Genomic DNA, 19984 nt, shown 5'->3' on the forward strand with positions numbered 1-19984 from the left:
TTAACAGTCATGCGCTACTACCAACTGAGCTATGGCGGATTAAATAGTCCGTACGGAATTCGAACCCGTGTTACCGCTATGAAAAGACGATTTCTTAACCAACGGACCCTCTACCTGTAGCAGATATAACCATTATATCAATTTATCAAAAATTGTCAATTACTTTTTTTGGTTTTTAGCCATTAGTTCTCTCAATTTTTTAGTTTTTAGGCGAGAGATAGGACAACGATGATCTTCATAAAATACAACTTCCATTTTTTTACGATCAATTTCTCTCACATTACCGATATTGACTAAAAATGACTTGTGAGCTAGATAAAAACGTTGGTTTTCCTTATCCTTTTCTTGAATATCTGTCATTGTTCCGTAGAATTCTTTTGCAAAATTCTTACCTACAATTCGTAATTTATGAGAAGTCCCAGTTGTCTCAATGTAGAGAATATCATGATAAGGAATACAAAGATCATTTCCTTTATAACTATAATCAAAATAATCAACGACTGATTGGTTTTCAAGTAAAGTAGTTTTAGTGTAAAGCACACAGTCGGCAACTCTATTTTTAAAAACTTGATCACTGGTTTCTTTATCAATGAAATCCAATGCTGAAACTTTGTATTTATAAGTCAAGGTAGCAAATTCAGATCGACTTGTAATAAAAACAATAATGGCATAAGGATTGCGGTGACGAATAAATTGAGCAACCTCAAATCCTTTTCTCTCAATTCCATTGATATCAATATCTAGAAAATAAAGCTGATTAACTTCATCATGCTCTACATATTCCATAAACTCTCTCACTTTTCCTGTTGTTTTATAGGAGATAGGAATATTTGTTTCCTTAGAAATTTTATTCAGAGTTGTTTCCAACCTTACTTGGTGTTCTATAATATCTTCTAAAATCAATACTTTCATATCAGTTCCCTCTTAAATCTAATCACTTGTTTAAATACATCATTATCAATTTCTGTTTCTAAAATAACATTGTCATATTTTCCTAAAATTTCTTTAACATTATTGAGTCCAAGTCCTCTATGTCTTCCTTTAGTTGAAAATCCTAATTCAAATAAATCTTCGGATTTTACCTTTCTTTTTTTACAAGAGTTTTGGATGACAACTAAGGTTTCAAGATCCAATTTGATGATAGCTACCTCTAGTTGTTTTTGATAGCTTTCAACTGCCCCTTCAACAGCATTATTGAGCAGAACGCTCATCACGCGCACCAAGTCTAATAATTCCATAGACAAAGGTGTGATGATATCTTTTACCTCTAGTGTGTACTCTACATCATTAGTTTTCGCATTGACAATAGATTGAGCAATCAAACTACGAAGAGCTGAATCCTCAATATTATTCAAATCGAAATAGGTATACTTGTCTGAACGTAATTTTTGATTTGCCTTTACAAGAACTTCACTGTAAACTCTGTCAATTTCTTGTAAATCTTTACTTTCGATTGCCATTCTTAAGCTGACAAGCATGCCTGTATAATCATGGCGAAAACCACGAATTTCATTATATAAGGCAACAATCTCATCCGTGTAAGTTTGTAAGTGTTTTTGCTCAAACTTCTTTTGTTCCAATTCGATTTCTTTTTCTATCTGAACTTTGTGAGAATTCATGGAAAAGAAGGTCAAAAGTAGGCCAACAAAAACAATGGATGATAAAATACTTCCAAAACTGTTTAAATTGGGAAAAGTACTCACAATATCTGAAGTGAAAGAGACAACGTGTAGAAAAATAAATGTAAAGAGCACTTTCTTCAGAAAAGGATATAGATAGTCTTTATCAAAATATTTAAATTCGAGATGGAAATAAGAAACAACAACTTTAATAACCAAATAAGTTAAGATCAGGATAAATAGATAAAAATAATTGTTATACTTCAATGCAAACTCATCTCCTGTAATAGATGATAAGGTTACTGATAAAAAGTTATTAGTACTATTATATAAAAGAGAAAATAATAGACTGATAAAAATTCCCTTAGATTTCTCATACTTCTTAAATCCAACAAAGTAACCAAATAGGAGGAAAGGAAATAAAAATTTAGACAATCCAAAACTACTAGCAAATACCAAATAAGTACCTTCTTCCACTGTCAATTGTAGTAGAAAGATATAAATACTAAAAATACATTGTTCTTTTCTAGTTGCTTTACAAATCCATTTATAAATTTTACTAATAATAAAAACATAAAAAATAGCTATTACCACACCAAATAAATCCATTATGTTCTCCCTATCTTGCTTCAATAAACTACTTCTTCGGAAATATTTTATTTAAAAACTTAAAACTCCTAATATCCCCACCTCTAATTTCCTGCAATTCTTTTTCATTCAATTCTTGGAAATCTTTCATTTGAGCAAAATCTGTATTCTTTTTCATAATATAAACTCCTATAATGTTTTTCTTGTAAATTAACTTACAAAAATATTATATACAATCTACGATACCTATAGAGAATTATTTCTCAAATGCTCAAATTTTATTCTGAAATGTCAAATTTTTACAAAAAAAGCTGGGATTTTTTCCCAGCTTACGATTTAACACTGATCCCAGCAGGATTCGAACCTGCGACCGTTCGCTTAGAAGGCGAATGCTCTATCCAGCTGAGCTATGAGACCTTACTAATCTATCTTATCAAAAAAAGCTAGCTTAGTCAATCATCTATTTATGATAGGGAGAGCCCTGTTGAATCGAAAACGCTCTATAAATTTGTTCTACTAAGACTAATCTCATCAGTTGATGAGGAAGCGTCAATCTACCAAAACTAACAAAGAGATTGGCTCTCTTTTTCACCTCTGGAGATAGTCCTAAACTCCCCCCAATGATAAAAGTGATTGTCGAAAATCCATTGATAGAAGCTCTTTCAAGCTGCTTGCTGAACTCTTCAGAAGAAAAAGTGGTTCCTTCAATAGCTAAAACAACTACAAAATCACGTTCCCCTACTTTAGCAAGAATGCGGTTCCCTTCCAACTCTAAAATCTTTTGATTTTCAGATTCGCTGGCCCGATCTGGTATTTTTTCATCAGCCAACTCAATCATTTCTAGATTAGCAAATCGTGAAATTCTCTTGGAGTATTCTGCTATGCCATCTTTGAGATATTTTTCTTTCAATTTTCCAACTGTTACCACTTTAATTTTCATTCTTCTATTCTAACATATTCACACTCAATTTCACATCTTATTCACAGATAAGATTTTGAAAAACTTCAATAAATTCACAGGTTTTTGAAAGTTATCCACAAGTTGTGAAAAACTTTTTGTTTTTAAGCTTGAATTAAGCTAGCTATTTTATACTTTCATTGATAAAAAAACATGGAGGCTTCTATGAAAAACTTACAAACTAGTTCCAAAAAATGGGGACAACTTTTAGTAGTCATTCTCATTAGCTTTTTTAGTGGTATTTTAGGTACTTTTACCACATTGCAGCTCAGTCAAAAACAAAATAGTGGTACGACAACTACAACGACTGTTAGCAAAACAGCTGTAAAAAATGAAAATTCAACTACACAGGCAGTCGATAAAGTTAAAGATGCTGTTGTATCTGTCATTACTTACTCATCAAACTCTCAAAATAGTTTACTCGGATCTGATGAAACTGATACAGATACCAATGCTGAACAAGTATACAGCGAAGGTTCTGGTGTCATTTATAAAAAGGAAGGGAATACTGCTTACCTTGTAACCAATACTCACGTTATTAATGGTGCTAAAAAAGTTGATATTCGTTTAGCAGATGGCACAAAAGTCCCTGGTGAAATTGTGGGTTCTGATACTTATTCAGATATTGCCGTTGTAAAAATTGCTGCAGATAAGGTCACAACAGTAGCCGAATTTGGTGATTCTAGTCAATTAACAGTTGGAGAAACAGCTATTGCAATCGGAAGTCCTCTTGGTTCTGAGTATGCCAATACTGTAACCCAGGGGATTGTATCAAGTTTAAATAGAAATGTCTCTCTAAAATCTGAAGACGGACAAGCTATCTCAACCAATGCTATCCAAACAGATACAGCTATTAACCCTGGGAACTCAGGTGGTCCTTTGATTAATATCCAAGGCCAAGTTATCGGTATTACATCAAGTAAAATTGCCTCTAATGGTGGAACATCTGTCGAAGGTCTCGGTTTTGCCATTCCTGCAAACGATGTAATTAATATTATTAAGCAGTTGGAAAAAGATGGAAAAGTAACTCGACCTGCTCTTGGAATCCACATGGTTAACTTATCAAATCTTAGTACAACTGATCTTCAAAAACTAAAACTTCCTGGAAATGTTACTTCTGGAGTAGCTGTTCGTTCTGTTCAAAAAAATATGCCTGCCAATGGACATCTGCAACAATATGACGTCATTACAAAAATAGATGATAAAGCTATTTCTTCCACTACTGAATTACAAAGTGCTCTATATAGTCATTCTATTGGAGACAGTATGACTGTTACTTACTACCGTGATGGTAAGGAAGAAACAACAACTATTAAATTAGATAAAAGTACTAGTGATTTAGATAAGTAGTTTACAGATATGTAAAGTTGCTTTACAGAATATCTAAGTTGTGTTAATGTAGAGTTATGGAAGAATTTAAAATTGTTCAAATAAAAGATATTCAAAAAAATCCCTATCAACCTCGTAAGGAATTTTCAGAAGAAAAAATTCAAGAACTGGCACAATCTATTAAGGAAAACGGCTTGATTCAGCCTATTATCGTTAGAAAATCTCCAGTACTTGGATATGAAATTCTAGCTGGAGAAAGACGGTATCGTGCTTCAATAGCTGCTGGACTTTCAGAAGTTCCAGTCATTGTTAAGCAACTTTCTGATCAAGATATGATGCTTCATTCTATCATTGAGAATCTCCAACGAGAAAATTTAAATCCTATCGAGGAAGCTAAAGCATATCAATCCTTAATTGATAAAGGTTTTACCCACACAGAAATTGCTGAAAAAATGGGGAAATCTCGACCTTATATTACAAACCTAGTTCGATTGTTAGGATTACCTAAACATATCCTGACAGAAGTTGAAAGTGGTAGACTTTCTCAAGCTCATGCTAGACTCCTCATTCAATTATCAAGTGATAAACAAGATAAACTCTTGAATCGTATTCAAACTGAAAATCTCTCTGTTCGCCAAGTTGAACAAATACTACAAAAAACGAAGAAGAGCAGCAAAAAAGAAAAAGACCACTTTGTCAAAGACGAAGAGCAAAAATTGAAAAAAATACTCGGATTAGATGTTCAGATTAAGCTACAAAAAAAAGATAGTGGTAAAATTTCAATTTCCTTCCATAACCAAGATGAATACCAACAATTTATTAACAGCCTGAAATAAGGCTGTTATTTTAGTATTCTTAACGAACATAGTTATCCACTGCATTTTAGTTTTTAAAAGCCCAATATTTCAGAATTTTTCTTAGTTATCCACATTTTGTGGATAACATTTAAAAACATTGTTAATTGTTTTCCACAACTTGTGGAAAAATAATCTTATCTATGGTAAAATGATTCTATCAATAAACCTTTTAAATTCTATAGCAAAGGAGGAGAAAATCATTGAAGGAAAAACAATTTTGGAATCGTCTTTTAGAACTTGCACATGATAAATTAACTCAGTCAGTTTATGATTTCTATATTTTAGACGCAAAACTGGTTAAAGTTGAAGAAAATACTGCAACGATTTTCTTACCCCGCGATGAAATGCAGATATTCTGGGAACGAAATATCAATGGGATGCTTTTAGCAGCAGGTTTTGAAATCTATGATACTGAAATAAAAGCCCATTATATCTTCACGAAAGTTGAAGAAGCTAGCTCACAAGTAACTTTCGAGTCTGAAACTGTCAGCGACTATAAACCAAGTCAATCCACTATTCCATATTCTGAAACTGGACTCAAGGAAAAGTATACTTTCGATAATTTTGTTCAAGGGGATGGTAATGTTTGGGCTAAGTCTGCTGCTTTGGCTGTTTCTGAAGATCCAGGATTAACTTACAATCCTCTATTTATCTACGGAGGTCCTGGACTTGGAAAAACTCACCTGTTAAATGCCCTTGGGAATGAAATTCTGAAAAAGAGTCCAAATGCGCGTGTAAAATACATACCTGCTGAAAGTTTCATTAATGAATTTCTAGAGCATTTGAGACTTAATGATATGGAAAAATTCAAGAAAACTTACCGTAGTTTAGACCTCCTACTCATTGATGATATTCAATCACTTAGTGGAAAGAAAGTACAAACTCAGGAAGAGTTTTTCAATACATTTAATGCCCTTCACAATAATAATAAACAGATTGTTTTAACAAGTGACCGTAGACCTGAACATTTAGAGAGTCTACCTGAACGTCTGGTCACGCGCTTCTCGTGGGGATTAACGACAGATATCACACCACCTGATTTTGAAACACGTATTGCGATTTTACAGAGTAAGACTGAACATCTCAACTATCATTTTCAGAATGATACACTCGAATATTTGGCTGGACAATTTGACTCTAACGTGCGAGAACTCGAGGGAGCACTCAACGATATCAGCCTAATGGCCAAAGTCAAAAAGATTAACGATATCACAGTTGATATTGCAGCTGAAGCTATTCGTGCTCGTAAACAAGACGTTAGCAAAATGATCGTGATTCCAATTGATAAAATCCAGACAGAAGTTGGAAACTTCTATGGTGTTAGTGTCAAGGAAATGAAAGGAACTAGACGTGTTCAAAATATCGTTTTAGCCCGTCAAGTTGCCATGTATCTAGCCAGAGAAATGACTGATAATAGCCTTCCTAAGATTGGAAAAGAGTTTGGTGGTAAAGACCACACAACGGTCATTCACGCTCATGGAAAAATCAAATCCATGCTTGAAACAGATGATAATTTACGTATAGAAATTGAAAACATCAAAAAGAAAATTAAATAACTTGTGGATAACTTTTAAAAAAATCTCTTATTTATCCACATCTTTTAAACAAGGCTCTGTCCTTGAGTTTTCTTGATTACAAGTGTTTTTCCACAGATTTCACACGCTCTATTATTACTATTATCCTTCTAATAATAAAAAGAATAAAGGAGAATCCATGATTCATTTTTCAATTAATAAAAACTTATTTTTACAAGCCTTAAATACAACAAAGAGAGCTATTAGCTCAAAGAATGCAATTCCTATTTTATCGACTGTAAAAATTGATGTTACCAATGAAGGAATTACCTTGATTGGATCAAATGGTCAAATCTCAATAGAAAATTTTATCTCGCAAAAAAATGAAAATGCAGGTCTCTTGATTAACTCTTTAGGTTCAGTTCTACTGGAAGCTTCTTTCTTTATCAATGTTGTTTCAAGTCTTCCAGATGTAACACTTGATTTTAAAGAGATTGAGCAAAAGCAAATTGTCTTAACTAGTGGAAAATCAGAGATTACTCTTAAAGGAAAAGATAGCGAGCAATATCCACGTATTCAGGAAATTTCTGCAAGCAATCCTTTAGTTCTTGAAACAAAACTTCTTAAAAAGATTATCAATGAAACAGCTTTTGCAGCTAGTACCCAAGAAAGTCGTCCTATTTTGACAGGTGTCCACTTTGTTTTAAGCAACCACAAAGAATTAAAAACAGTTGCGACAGACTCTCACCGTCTCAGTCAGAAGAAATTGACTCTTGAAAAAAATAGCGATGATTTTGATGTTGTCATCCCAAGTCGTTCGCTACGCGAATTTTCAGCTGTTTTTACGGATGATATCGAAACAGTAGAGATTTTCTTCGCCAATAATCAAATTCTCTTTAGAAGTGAAAATATTAGCTTCTACACACGTCTCTTAGAAGGAAATTATCCAGATACCGATCGATTGATTCCAACAGATTTCAATACAACAGTGACTTTTGACGTTGCTAAACTACGCCAGTCTATGGAACGTGCTCGCCTCTTATCAAGTGCGACACAAAATGGTACTGTTAAATTAGAAATCAAAGAAGGAGTTGTAAGTGCCCATGTTCATTCTCCAGAAGTAGGGAAAGTAAACGAAGAAATTGATACTGAAAATGTAAGTGGTGCTGATTTGACGATTAGTTTCAACCCAACTTATTTGATTGAAGCACTAAAAGCTTTGAATAGCGAAAAAGTTACAATCAGCTTTATTTCAGCAGTTCGTCCATTTACACTGGTTCCAGCTGATACAGATGAAGATTTTATGCAGCTCATCACACCAGTTCGTACAAATTAATGGAAAGAGGTTGAGCCTAGCTCGCCTCTTTTATGATATAATCGAAAAAGAAAAAGGAGACTAACTATGTATCAAGTTGGAAATTTTGTTGAAATGAAAAAACCTCATGCTTGTACGATTAAGTCAACAGGCAAAAAGGCAAATCGCTGGGAAATTACCCGTGTTGGTGCAGATATCAAAATAAAATGTAGCAATTGTGATCATGTGGTCATGATGAGTCGCTATGATTTTGAAAGAAAAATGAACAAAATCATCGACTAGGAACCCAATAGTAAGAGGGTTAGCAAGTTTTCCCTTTTTGTGTTATAATATTGAAGATTGAAATGTGAACGGAGAATGAGAAACTATGGCTTTAACAGCAGGTATTGTAGGTTTACCAAACGTTGGTAAATCAACCCTATTTAATGCAATTACAAAAGCAGGAGCAGAGGCTGCAAACTATCCTTTTGCGACCATTGATCCAAACGTTGGAATGGTAGAAGTTCCAGATGAACGCCTCCAAAAATTGACGGAAATGATTACTCCTAAAAAGACAGTTCCAACAACCTTTGAATTTACAGATATTGCAGGGATTGTAAAAGGAGCATCAAGAGGAGAAGGTCTTGGGAATAAATTCTTGGCCAACATCCGTGAAGTTGATGCGATTGTTCATGTGGTTCGTGCCTTTGATGATGAAAATGTCATGCGTGAGCAAGGTCGCGAAGATGCCTTTGTGGATCCGCTAGCAGATATTGATACCATTAACCTAGAGTTGATTCTTGCTGATTTAGAATCAGTCAATAAACGTTATGCGCGTGTGGAAAAGATGGCACGTACGCAAAAAGATAAGGAATCAGTTGCAGAATTTAACGTTCTCCAAAAGATTAAGCCAGTTCTGGAAGATGGGAAGTCAGCTCGTACCATCGAATTCACAGACGAAGAGCAAAAGGTTGTCAAAGGTCTTTTCCTCTTGACCACTAAACCAGTTCTTTATGTTGCTAATGTCGATGAGGATGTAGTTTCAGATCCAGATTCTATCGACTATGTCAAACAAATTCGAGAATTTGCAGCGACAGAAAATGCAGAGGTAGTGGTTATCTCTGCGCGTGCTGAAGAAGAAATTTCTGAGTTAGACGATGAAGATAAAAAAGAGTTTCTTGAAGCCATTGGTTTGACAGAATCAGGTGTGGATAAGCTGACGCGAGCTGCTTATCACCTACTAGGACTTGGAACTTACTTCACAGCCGGTGAAAAAGAAGTTCGTGCTTGGACCTTTAAACGTGGCATGAAAGCTCCTCAAGCTGCTGGTATCATCCACTCAGACTTTGAAAAAGGATTTATTCGTGCAGTGACCATGTCTTATGACGATTTGGTAAAATACGGCTCTGAAAAGGCTGTAAAAGAAGCTGGTCGTTTGCGTGAAGAAGGAAAAGAATATGTCGTGCAAGATGGCGATATTATGGAATTCCGCTTTAACGTTTAATCAGTATTTAAAATAATGTCAATTAGGTTGGAAAAAAATTCCAACCCTTTTGACTTTTGAAAGGAAATATAAATGACAAAATTACTTGTAGGATTGGGAAATCCAGGAGATAAATATTTTGAAACTAAACATAATGTTGGCTTTATGCTGATTGACCAACTAGCAAAAAAACAGAATGTTACCTTTACACACGATAAGATTTTCCAAGCTGAGTTAGCCTCATTTTTTCTTAACGGTGAAAAAATTTATCTGGTGAAACCGACGACTTTTATGAATGAAAGTGGAAAAGCTGTTCATGCATTGTTAACCTACTATGGTTTAGATATTGAAGATTTACTGATTATTTACGATGATCTTGACATGGAAGTCGGAAAAATACGTCTTCGTGCTAAAGGATCAGCTGGTGGTCATAATGGAATTAAGTCGATTATTCAACATATCGGTACACAGGTTTTCAATCGTGTAAAGATTGGCATTGGAAGACCTAAAAAAGGAATGTCAGTAGTTCATCATGTTTTGAGTAAGTTTGATCAAGAAGATTATATTGGTATTTTACAGTCAATTGACAAGGTTGACGATGCTGTAAATTATTATTTACAAGAAAAAAACTTTGAAAAGACGATGCAGAAATATAATGGGTAAGGAAATGGCATTAATCGATTTCTTTTTAGAAAATAAACAAATTCTATCTTGGCATAAGAACTTACCACAGCAACAAAGACAATTATTGCTAGGTCTTTCTGGCTCAGCAAAATCGTTAGCGATTGCTAGTAGTCTGAAGAGTCATGGTAAGGTTTTAGTGATGACTTCCACATATGGAGAGGCGGAGCGTCTGGTCAATGATTTAATCTCCATATTAGGTTCGGATTTAGTTTATCCATTTCTAGTAGATGATTCACCGATGGTCGAATTTTTGGTATCATCTCAGGAAAAGGTTTTTTCTCGGGTTGAAGCTTTGCGGTTTCTACGAGATGAGTCTCAAAGAGGGATTTTAGTTTGTAACGTCGCAGCTACTCGAGTATTCTTGCCGAATCCTCAAGTTTTTGATGATAGTATCTTAGAACTTCAAGTGGGGCAAGAATGCGAACAAAGAGAATTAAAAAATCACTTGATTTCCCTTGGTTATAAGAAGGTTACACAAGTTCAAAGTCAGGGAGAATTTAGCCTTCGTGGAGATATCCTAGATATCTTTGAAACTTCTCAACTATCTCCTTACCGGATAGAATTTTTTGGTGATGAAATTGATGGTATAAGAGAATTTGATACTGAAACTCAGCTTTCTAAAGACAGTCAGTCTAAAGTACTGATATATCCAGCAAGTGATATTTTGTTAACGCATGAAGATTATCATCGTGGCCAGAAATTTTTAGAACATGAGATTGATAAGGCACTTTCTCCGACTTTAAAGTCTTACTTAGAAGAAATTTTTAGTTGCACGAAAGAGCAAGTTCTTCATGTAGATATTCGCAAGTTTTTTTCTGTATTTTATAAAAAACAGTGGACCTTGATAGACTATTTGAATCAAGTGCCTATTATATTTGATGATTTTCAAAAAATCATGAACCAGTACGATGCTTTTGATAAGGAAACTGCTAGTTACTTTACAGAAGATTTACATAATAGTAAAACGATGTCAAGTTTACAATATTTTGCTGATGTAGAAAGTCAATTCAAAAAATATTTACCAGCTAGTTTCTTTTCAAATTTCCAAAAAGGGCTTGGAAATTTGAAATTTAATCATCTGTATCAATTCAATCAATATCCAATGCAAGAGTTCTTTAATCAGTTTTCTTTTCTGAAAGAAGAAATTGAACGTTACAAAAAATTAAAGTATACGATTGTTCTTCAATCAAGTAGCAAAACTGAACTAAAGAAACTGTCAACGATTCTTGATGAATACGATATTAAAGTTGACAATAATGACGAAAGTGAAATCTGTAAAGGAACTGTCAATCTTGTTGAAGGAAATCTGCGACATGGATTTCATTTTGTAGATGAAAATCTTGTATTTATTACTGAATATGAAATTTTCAAAAAGAATATTAAACGCAAGTATCGCAGACAAAATATCAGCAATGCTGAGCGATTAAAGGATTATAACGAGCTCCAAAAAGGAGACTATGTTGTTCATCAAATTCATGGTATTGGGCAATATTTAGGGATTGAAACGATTGAAATCAAAGGAATTCATCGAGACTACGTAAGTGTCCTATATCAAAATGGAGATCGCATTTCTATCCCTGTGGAGCAGATACAGACTCTTTCTAAGTATGTTTCTAGTGATGGTAAGGCTCCAAAGTTAAATAAACTAAATGATGGACGTTTTAAAAAAGCGAAGCAAAAAGTAAAGAGTCAAGTTGAAGATATTGCAGATGATTTAATTAAGTTATATGCAGAGAGAAGTCAACTTAAAGGTTTTGCATTTTCAAAAGATGATGAAGACCAAAACGCTTTTGACGAAGCTTTCCCATATGTAGAGACTGAGGACCAACTTCGAAGTATCGAAGAAATAAAAAAAGATATGCAGGCTCCTCAACCGATGGACCGACTATTAGTTGGAGATGTTGGTTTTGGTAAGACAGAAGTTGCCATGCGAGCTGCATTTAAGGCTGTCAATGATCATAAACAGGTTGTCGTTTTAGTGCCAACAACCGTTCTTGCTCAGCAACATTACAGTAATTTTAAGGAAAGATTTGAACAATTTGCTGTCAACGTAGATGTTTTGAGTCGTTTCAGAAGTAAAAAAGAACAGACTGAAACACTTGAGAAGTTAAAAAAAGGTCAAGTAGACATCTTGATTGGGACTCATCGAGTCTTGTCTAAAGATGTTGAGTTTGCTGATTTGGGGTTGATGATTATTGATGAAGAGCAACGTTTTGGTGTTAAGCATAAGGAAGCTCTCAAGGAATTAAAAAAGAAGGTTGATGTCTTAACCTTGACAGCGACACCAATTCCTCGAACTCTTCATATGTCTATGCTAGGTATCCGAGATTTATCAGTCATAGAGACTCCTCCAACAAATCGATATCCTGTTCAAACCTACGTACTTGAACAGAATGATCGTATCATTCGTGATGCTGTATTGAGAGAAATGGATCGTGGTGGTCAAGTTTACTATCTTTACAACAAAGTTGACACGATTGAAAAGAAGGTTTCAGAGTTACAAGAACTGATTCCAGAAGCTTCTATTGGCTTTGTTCATGGACAAATGAGTGAAGTGCGCTTAGAAAATACACTTCTTGATTTCATTGAGGGACAATATGATATTTTAGTAACTACAACAATCATTGAAACAGGTGTAGACATTCCAAATGCTAATACCTTGTTTATAGAAAATGCAGATCATATGGGCTTGTCAACCTTGTATCAATTAAGAGGTCGTGTTGGTCGTAGTAATCGAATTGCTTATGCTTATCTCATGTATCGTCCAGATAAAACTTTGACAGAAGTTTCTGAGAAGAGATTAGAAGCTATCAAAGGTTTTACTGAACTGGGTTCTGGTTTCAAAATTGCTATGCGTGATTTATCCATTCGTGGAGCTGGAAATCTTTTAGGAAGCTCTCAGTCTGGATTTATCGATTCTGTTGGTTTTGAGTTGTACTCTCAGTTATTAGAAGAAGCAATTGCTAAGAAAAATGGAACTGACAAAAAGCGTGAAAAAGGAAATGCTGAGTTAATTCTACAAATTGATGCTTATCTCCCAGATGAATATATTTCGGATGAAAGACATAAAATTGAAATTTACAAGAGAATTCGTCAGATTGACAATCGTGTCAACTATGAAGAATTACAAGATGAGTTGATCGATCGTTTTGGAGAATATCCAGATGTAGTTGCTTATCTTTTAGAAATTGGATTAGCCAAAGCATATCTTGACAAAGTATTTGTCAATCGTGTAGAAAGAAAGGTTAATAAGCTGGTCATTCAGTTTGAAAAAATATCGCAACAATTATTTTTAACACAAGATTATTTCAAGGCTCTTTCTCAGACAAGTTTGAAGGCTAATATTTCAGAAAATCAAGGTTTAATCGAAGTTGTTTTTGATATTCGTAATAAAAAGGATTATGAGATTTTAGAAGGGCTTTTAACTTTTGGAGAATCATTAGCAAATATAAAAGAATCAAAAGAGTCACATTAGTAGTTATCTTTTTTCTTCTATAAAAGGTAGAAAAATGGTACAATAATAATTTGAGGTAATAAAAATGAGATTAGATAAATATTTAAAAGTATCAAGAATTATTAAGCGTCGTACAGTGGCTAAAGAAGTTGCAGATAAGGGACGCATCAAGGTAAATGGTATTCTTGCAAAGAGCTCTACAGATTTAAAAATCAATGACCAAGTTGAAATTCGTTTTGGAAATAAATTATTGCTCGTAAAAGTGTTAGAAATGAAAGATAGCACTAAAAAAGAAGATGCTGCAGGTATGTATGAAATTATCAGCGAAACAAGGGTAGAAAACGATGTATAAAAAAATTGTGCAAATGAATAATTCTTTTATTCAAAATGAACACCAACGTCGTAAATATTTGATGGAAGAACGACAAAGACGAAATCGTTTTATGGGCTGGGTTTTGATTTTGATTATGTTGTTGTTCATCCTACCAACCTATAATTTGACTCAAAGTTATCAGCAACTACTCGAACGTCGTCAACAGTTAGCCGATCTGAAAAAACAGTATCAAGAATTGAGCGATGAAAAAGATAAAGAATCAAATCTTGCAACCAAATTAAAGGACGAAACATACGCAGCCAAGTATTTGCGTGCAAAATATTACTATTCAAAATCATGGGAAGAAGTTTATACTATTCCGGACTTACTTCCTAGGTAATGTAAAATGGAAAATTTATTAGATATTATTGAACAATTTTTAAGTCAATCAGATGAAAAATTAGAAGAGTTAGCTCAAAAAAATCATCTGTTACGGTTACAGGAAGAAGAGGAAAAAAAGAATGCGTAAATTTTTAGTGATATTGCTACTTCCTATTTTTTTAAAAAGTGTCCAAGTAGTAAGCACTGAGAATCCAGTTATCATTCCAAACCAAGAAGTTTATTCCTTAACCCACGCTTCGTATCATTTTTACTATCAAGATGTTATAGAATCTCCAAAATTTTATGGTGAAACATCTGTTTATTCTACAGAAGATTTGATTAAAGAATCAGGAAAAGTCAATTCAGATACAAAATTATCTGTTTTAGAATGGAGATTAAATAAACAAGGACAGCCTGTCTTTAAATTGTCTAATAATCAGTTTGTGATGGCCGATAAACGACTTTTATACGATAGTTCAATTGTCAACAATTTTTCTAAACGAGTGTGGTTAGAACCTGAATTTATTGTCTATAATAGCCCTTATGATAAACAAGAATTAAAATCTACTTTGGTACCCTATCAAGATGTTGAAGTAGATATGTCTATTTTTGCTGGTGGGCATGAATTTTTACATATCAAACAAACTGGTTGGATTTCGACGGATGATATTTCCGATGATGATAATCGTATTCAGAAAGTACAAGAGTTGCTATCTGCAAATTATCAAAATGAACAGTTCTCTATTTATATTAAACAATTGAGTACAGGTAAGGAAGCTGGGATTAATGAAGATCAAAAAATGTACGCTGCTAGTGTTATGAAATTGCCTTATCTTTATTATGTTCAAGAAAAAATCAATCAAGGTGATTACCAACTTGACACGAAATTAAAGTATGTTTCCGAAGTTAATGATTTCCCTGGTTCTTATAAACCTGAAGGAAGCGGAAATCTCCCTAAAACAGCAGACAATAAAGACTACACTCTCAAAGATTTAATCACAAAAACTGCAAAAGAATCTGACAATGTAGCTCATAATATTCTTGGTTATTATATTACGAATAAATCAGATGAAGCCTTTAAAAAAGAGATGACTACTATCGCAGGTGAGGAATGGGATGTGACTGATAAGTTGGCTTCAGCGAAAATGGCTGGTCAAGTTATGGAATCTATTTATAATCAGAATGGTTTTGTTTTAGAATCCCTATCACAAACAGCTTTTGATAATCAGAGGATTGCTAAGAATATTTCTGCTAAGGTAGCCCATAAAATTGGAGATGCAGATGAATTTAAACACGATGTAGGAATAGTCTATACAGATTCTCCTTTCATTATTTCAATCTTTACCAAAAATTCTGATTATGATACCATTTCTAAAATTGCTAAGGATGTCTATGAGGTCCTAAAATGAGAGACCAAGATTTTTTAAATCATTTTCTAGAAAAAGGTTATTTTAAAGATCATTCACGAGTTGTACTAGCCTTGTCTGGTGGATTGGATTCGATGTTTCTCTTTCACCTCCTAGTAACCTATCAAGAAGAACTCGGGATTGAATTATTTTTAGCTCATGTAAACCATAAACAACGATTAGAATCGGATAATGAAGAATATGAATTAAGAAAACTAGCTGAACAAGTTGGAGTTCCAATTTACGTAGCTCATTTTACTGGAGATTTTTCAGAAGCAAATGCTCGTCAATTTCGCTATGTTTTTTTTAGAGAAGTAATGGAGAAAACGTCATCTACAGCTCTTGTAACAGCTCATCATGCAGATGATCAGGCTGAGACGATTTTTATGCGAATGATTAGGGGTGTTAGATTACAACATTTATCAGCTATTAGAGAAAGACAAGAGTTTGATAAGGGAGAATTAATTCGTCCTTTGCTGTCTTTTTATAAGAGGGATTTTCCTGAAGTTGAGCATTTTAAAGATAGGACGAATAAAGAAAATCATTATTTTCGCAATCGAGTTCGTAATATTTACTTACCACAACTGGAAAAAGAAAATATTCAGCTAAAGAGAGCGTTTTTAGAGTTTGGAAAAGAAGTATCTGACTATCAAATTGCTCTGACTGAATTATCTCAAACAGTCAATGTGGAAGATTTAACTCAGTTTTTATCTTTTAGTGAAGCAACACAGCGAGTTTTACTACAACAATACCTTAGTCGTTTTGCTGATTTAAATGTAACAAGAGAACAATTTCAAGAAATTCATCATATTTTAAAAACTAAGAGTCAATATCGCCATAGTATAAAAAATGGTTATGAACTTATAAAAGAATACCAGCACTTTCAAATTGGTAAAATCAGACCAAAGTCTGATGAAAAAAGTAGTGAGTGTGTGTTAAACTATCAAAATCAAGTTTATTATGAAGGTTTTCTATTTTCATTTGGAATCCCCCTAAAAGGAGAAAATGTTCAACAAATAAATGTTTCCCGTGAAACATCGTTGATTATACGGCATCGACAGCCTGGTGATTATTTGATAAAAAATGGTCATCGTAAAAAACTAAGACGACTTTTTATTGATTTAAAAATTCCTAAAGAAAATCGAGAAAAAGCTATTATCATTGAGCAATTTGGAAAAATTTGTTCAGTTTTAGGAATTGAAATCAGTGATTTGAGTAAAAAAATGAAAAATGATATAATGAACACTGTACTTTATATAGAAAAAATAGATAGGTAAAATCATGTTAGAAAAAGATATCAAGAAAATTTTGATTTCACAAGATGAAATTACAGAAGCAGCTAAAAAATTGGGTGCTCAGTTGACAAAAGATTATGAGGGAAAAAATCCGATTTTAGTTGGAATTCTAAAAGGTTCTATTCCTTTTATGGCAGAATTGGTGAAATATATTGATACACATCTTGAAATGGACTTTATGATGGTCTCTAGCTATCATGGTGGGACTGTAAGTAGTGGTGTCATTAATATTAAACAAGACGTAACTCAAGATATTAAAGGTCGACATGTTGTCTTTGTAGAAGATATTATTGATACTGGTCAAACCTTGAAGAGTTTGAGAGATATGTTTACTGCAAGAGAAGCAGCTTCTGTTAAGATTGTCACAATGCTTGATAAACCAGAAGGTCGTACAGTAGAAATCGAAGCAGATTATACATGTTTTACAATTCCAAATGAATTTGTTGTAGGCTACGGTTTAGACTATAATGAAAACTATCGTAACCTTCCTTATGTAGGTGTATTGAAAGAGGAAGTTTACTCAAAATAGAAGGGTAAGTGTTTGAATGCAAAAACAAAATAATGGTTTCATAAAAAATCCATTTCTTTATTTGTTGATGATTTTCTTGCTAGTGACAGGATTCCAGTACTTTTTTGCTGGTAGATCCGCTGGTCATAGTCAACAAATTAAGTACTCAGAATTGGTTCAGGAAATCACTAACGACAATGTAAAAGAAATGACCTACCAACCAAGTGGTAGTGTTATTGAAGTGTATGGTGTCTACAAAACTGCTAAGACAGAGAAACAGGAAACGGGAATTCAATTTTTTACACCCTCTGCTACAAAAGTAGAGAAATTTACAAGTATTGTCCTCCCATCAGATACAACTGTAGCGGATTTGCAAAAGCTAGCAAGTGAACATCAAACACAAATTGAAGTGAAACACGAAAGCTCAAGTGGTATGTGGATTAACATCCTGGTTTCAGTAGTACCATTTGCTATCTTATTCTTCTTCCTCTTCTCTATGATGGGAAATATGGGCGGAAATAGTGGACGTAATCCAATGAGCTTTGGACGTAGTAAAGCTAAAGCTGCTAATAAAGAAGATATAAAAGTTCGCTTCTCAGATGTCGCAGGCGCAGAGGAAGAAAAACAAGAACTTGTTGAAGTTGTTGAATTCTTAAAAGATCCAAAACGATTTACAAAATTGGGTGCCCGGATTCCAGCTGGTGTTCTCTTAGAGGGGCCTCCGGGAACCGGTAAGACATTACTTGCCAAAGCAGTCGCAGGAGAAGCTGGTGTACCATTCTTTAGTATTTCAGGTTCTGACTTTGTAGAAATGTTCGTCGGTGTCGGTGCGAGCCGTGTACGTTCTCTCTTTGAGGATGCAAAAAAAGCAGCACCAGCTATTATCTTCATTGATGAAATTGATGCCGTTGGTCGACAACGTGGTGTCGGTTTAGGTGGAGGTAATGATGAACGAGAACAAACCTTAAACCAACTCTTGATTGAAATGGATGGTTTTGAAGGAAATGAAGGAATTATTGTCATTGCGGCAACAAACCGTTCAGATGTTCTTGATCCGGCTCTACTTCGTCCAGGTCGTTTTGATAGAAAAGTATTAGTTGGTCGTCCAGATGTTAAGGGACGCGAAGCAATTTTGAAAGTCCATGCTAGAAATAAACCTTTAGCTGAAGATGTAGATTTGAAATTAGTAGCACAACAAACTCCAGGTTTTGTTGGTGCCGATTTGGAAAATGTATTGAACGAAGCAGCTTTGGTTGCAGCTCGTCGTAATAAATCAGTGATTGATGCTTCTGATATTGATGAAGCTGAAGATCGTGTTATCGCTGGACCATCTAAGAAAGATAAGACAGTTTCACAAAAAGAACGTGAATTGGTTGCCTACCATGAGGCAGGACACACCATTGTCGGTCTAGTATTGTCAAATGCCCGTGTTGTTCATAAAGTTACCATAGTACCACGTGGACGTGCAGGCGGATATATGATTGCACTTCCTAAGGAAGACCAAATGCTTCTATCTAAAGAAGACATGAAAGAACAATTAGCTGGTTTGATGGGTGGACGTGTTGCTGAAGAAATCATTTTTAACGTCCAAACAACTGGAGCATCTAATGACTTCGAACAAGCTACTCAGATGGCGCGTGCAATGGTTACAGAGTATGGTATGAGTGAAAAACTTGGTCCAGTACAATATGAAGGAAGTCATGCCATGTTTGGTGCACAAAGCCCTCAAAAATCAATTTCAGAACAAACAGCTTATGAAATTGACGAAGAAGTTCGTTCATTATTGAATGAAGCACGAAACAAAGCTGCTGAAATTATCCAGTCAAATCGTGAAACTCACAAGCTAATTGCAGAAGCATTATTGAAATACGAAACACTGGATAGTACACAAATTAAATCTCTATACGAAACAGGAAAGATGCCTGAAACAGTAGAAGAGGAATCACATGCACTATCTTATGATGAAGTAAAATCAAAAATGAGTGAAGAAAATTAATTATCTTAAATACTATAAACAGAGGAAGCGCAAGTTTTCTCTGTTTTTTTTTAAAGTTGAGGAAACTCGAATTTAAATCAAAGATTTCGATATATAGAAAAAAAATACAAGTTTACCTATGTCAATGCTCTCTTAGAGGAAATGATTCAAATTTTCTGAAAATAATAATGCAACAGTTACTTGAGTAATATGAAGAAATGTTTCAAAAAATGATATGTGCTTCATAAAAAACAATTATTGTAAGAAAAAAATTAACCGAAACTCTGGGCAGACGAACGATTTAAAGGCCGCAAAGCCCTTCTCAG

19 protein-coding genes and 1 tRNA gene are annotated in these 19984 nt (G+C 34.2%); 15 read left to right on the forward strand and 5 right to left on the reverse strand.

All coding sequences use genetic code 11. The features are described from left to right. Positions 1–159: 159 nt before the first annotated feature. The 5 genes from comE to rlmH form a co-directional block, all read right to left on the reverse strand. Positions 160–912, reverse strand: a complete 753-nt coding sequence (gene comE, locus ADH31_RS00865; protein ID WP_049508346.1) for a competence system response regulator transcription factor ComE — start codon at positions 910–912, stop codon at positions 160–162. Continuing rightward, the gene (comD, locus tag ADH31_RS00870; protein ID WP_049508348.1) at positions 909–2228 is read right to left on the reverse strand and encodes a competence system sensor histidine kinase ComD; all 1320 of its coding nucleotides are present in this window, start codon (positions 2226–2228) and stop codon (positions 909–911) included. Before comD ends, comE begins: the two co-directional genes overlap by 4 nt. 28 nt (positions 2229–2256) lie before the next feature. Next, the gene (locus ADH31_RS09635) at positions 2257–2385 is read right to left on the reverse strand and encodes a ComC/BlpC family leader-containing pheromone/bacteriocin (RefSeq protein ID WP_080980046.1); all 129 of its coding nucleotides are present in this window, start codon (positions 2383–2385) and stop codon (positions 2257–2259) included. A 165-nt stretch (positions 2386–2550) separates the two neighbouring features. Further along, a tRNA-Arg gene (locus tag ADH31_RS00875) sits at positions 2551–2624 on the reverse strand. 43 nt (positions 2625–2667) lie between these two features. Continuing rightward, on the reverse strand, positions 2668–3147 hold the full coding sequence (gene rlmH / locus ADH31_RS00880; protein WP_049508351.1) for a 23S rRNA (pseudouridine(1915)-N(3))-methyltransferase RlmH: 480 nt from the start codon (positions 3145–3147) through the stop codon (positions 2668–2670). A gap of 183 nt (positions 3148–3330) precedes the next feature. Between rlmH and ADH31_RS00885 the strand changes: the two genes are divergently transcribed. From ADH31_RS00885 to ftsH, 15 genes are all read left to right on the forward strand, one after another. After that, on the forward strand, positions 3331–4515 hold the full coding sequence (locus ADH31_RS00885; RefSeq protein ID WP_049508353.1) for a S1C family serine protease: 1185 nt from the start codon (positions 3331–3333) through the stop codon (positions 4513–4515). 56 nt (positions 4516–4571) lie between these two features. Continuing rightward, positions 4572–5330 carry a ParB/RepB/Spo0J family partition protein gene (locus tag ADH31_RS00890; RefSeq protein WP_049508355.1) on the forward strand — a complete coding sequence of 253 codons (759 nt, stop codon included), beginning with the start codon at positions 4572–4574 and terminating at the stop codon, positions 5328–5330. Positions 5331–5551: 221 nt separating this feature from the next. Next, positions 5552–6907, forward strand: coding sequence for a chromosomal replication initiator protein DnaA (gene dnaA, locus ADH31_RS00895; RefSeq protein WP_049508357.1), 1356 nt, complete (start codon positions 5552–5554; stop codon positions 6905–6907). Between the two features lie 157 nt (positions 6908–7064). Further along, complete coding sequence (gene dnaN / locus ADH31_RS00900) at positions 7065–8201, forward strand: DNA polymerase III subunit beta (protein WP_049508360.1); 1137 nt, start codon at positions 7065–7067, stop codon at positions 8199–8201. Positions 8202–8267: 66 nt separating this feature from the next. Then, positions 8268–8462: a DUF951 domain-containing protein gene (locus ADH31_RS00905; RefSeq protein ID WP_000285188.1), complete on the forward strand. Its 195-nt coding sequence runs from the start codon at positions 8268–8270 to the stop codon at positions 8460–8462. Positions 8463–8547: 85 nt separating this feature from the next. Further along, positions 8548–9663 (forward strand): redox-regulated ATPase YchF, encoded by a 1116-nt coding sequence (gene ychF, locus ADH31_RS00910; RefSeq protein ID WP_049508362.1) that lies wholly within the window; start codon positions 8548–8550, stop codon positions 9661–9663. Between the two features lie 72 nt (positions 9664–9735). Continuing rightward, entirely contained in the window at positions 9736–10305 is a 570-nt protein-coding gene (gene pth / locus ADH31_RS00915; RefSeq protein WP_045613244.1) for an aminoacyl-tRNA hydrolase, read from the forward strand. Next, positions 10298–13801: a transcription-repair coupling factor gene (mfd, locus tag ADH31_RS00920; protein WP_080980047.1), complete on the forward strand. Its 3504-nt coding sequence runs from the start codon at positions 10298–10300 to the stop codon at positions 13799–13801. Before pth ends, mfd begins: the two co-directional genes overlap by 8 nt. Positions 13802–13865: 64 nt before the next feature. Next, positions 13866–14132 (forward strand): RNA-binding S4 domain-containing protein, encoded by a 267-nt coding sequence (locus ADH31_RS00925; RefSeq protein ID WP_001234970.1) that lies wholly within the window; start codon positions 13866–13868, stop codon positions 14130–14132. Then, complete coding sequence (locus tag ADH31_RS00930; RefSeq protein ID WP_000277028.1) at positions 14125–14493, forward strand: septum formation initiator family protein; 369 nt, start codon at positions 14125–14127, stop codon at positions 14491–14493. The genes ADH31_RS00925 and ADH31_RS00930 overlap by 8 nt, the downstream gene beginning before the upstream one ends. Positions 14494–14499: 6 nt before the next feature. Then, positions 14500–14622 (forward strand): SP_0009 family protein, encoded by a 123-nt coding sequence (locus ADH31_RS10295; protein WP_000429332.1) that lies wholly within the window; start codon positions 14500–14502, stop codon positions 14620–14622. Continuing rightward, positions 14615–15883, forward strand: a complete 1269-nt coding sequence (locus ADH31_RS00940; RefSeq protein ID WP_049508364.1) for a serine hydrolase — start codon at positions 14615–14617, stop codon at positions 15881–15883. The genes ADH31_RS10295 and ADH31_RS00940 overlap by 8 nt, the downstream gene beginning before the upstream one ends. Next, positions 15880–17157, forward strand: a complete 1278-nt coding sequence (gene tilS / locus ADH31_RS00945) for a tRNA lysidine(34) synthetase TilS (protein ID WP_049508365.1) — start codon at positions 15880–15882, stop codon at positions 17155–17157. Before ADH31_RS00940 ends, tilS begins: the two co-directional genes overlap by 4 nt. A 4-nt stretch (positions 17158–17161) precedes the next feature. Beyond that, entirely contained in the window at positions 17162–17704 is a 543-nt protein-coding gene (hpt, locus tag ADH31_RS00950; RefSeq protein WP_000890190.1) for a hypoxanthine phosphoribosyltransferase, read from the forward strand. A 16-nt stretch (positions 17705–17720) separates the two neighbouring features. Then, on the forward strand, positions 17721–19679 hold the full coding sequence (ftsH, locus tag ADH31_RS00955; protein WP_001171816.1) for an ATP-dependent zinc metalloprotease FtsH: 1959 nt from the start codon (positions 17721–17723) through the stop codon (positions 19677–19679). Positions 19680–19984: the final 305 nt, after the last annotated feature.

The sequence above is a fragment of the Streptococcus pseudopneumoniae genome (assembly GCF_001072375.1).
GTDB classification, from domain to species: Bacteria; Bacillota; Bacilli; order Lactobacillales; family Streptococcaceae; genus Streptococcus; species Streptococcus pseudopneumoniae_L.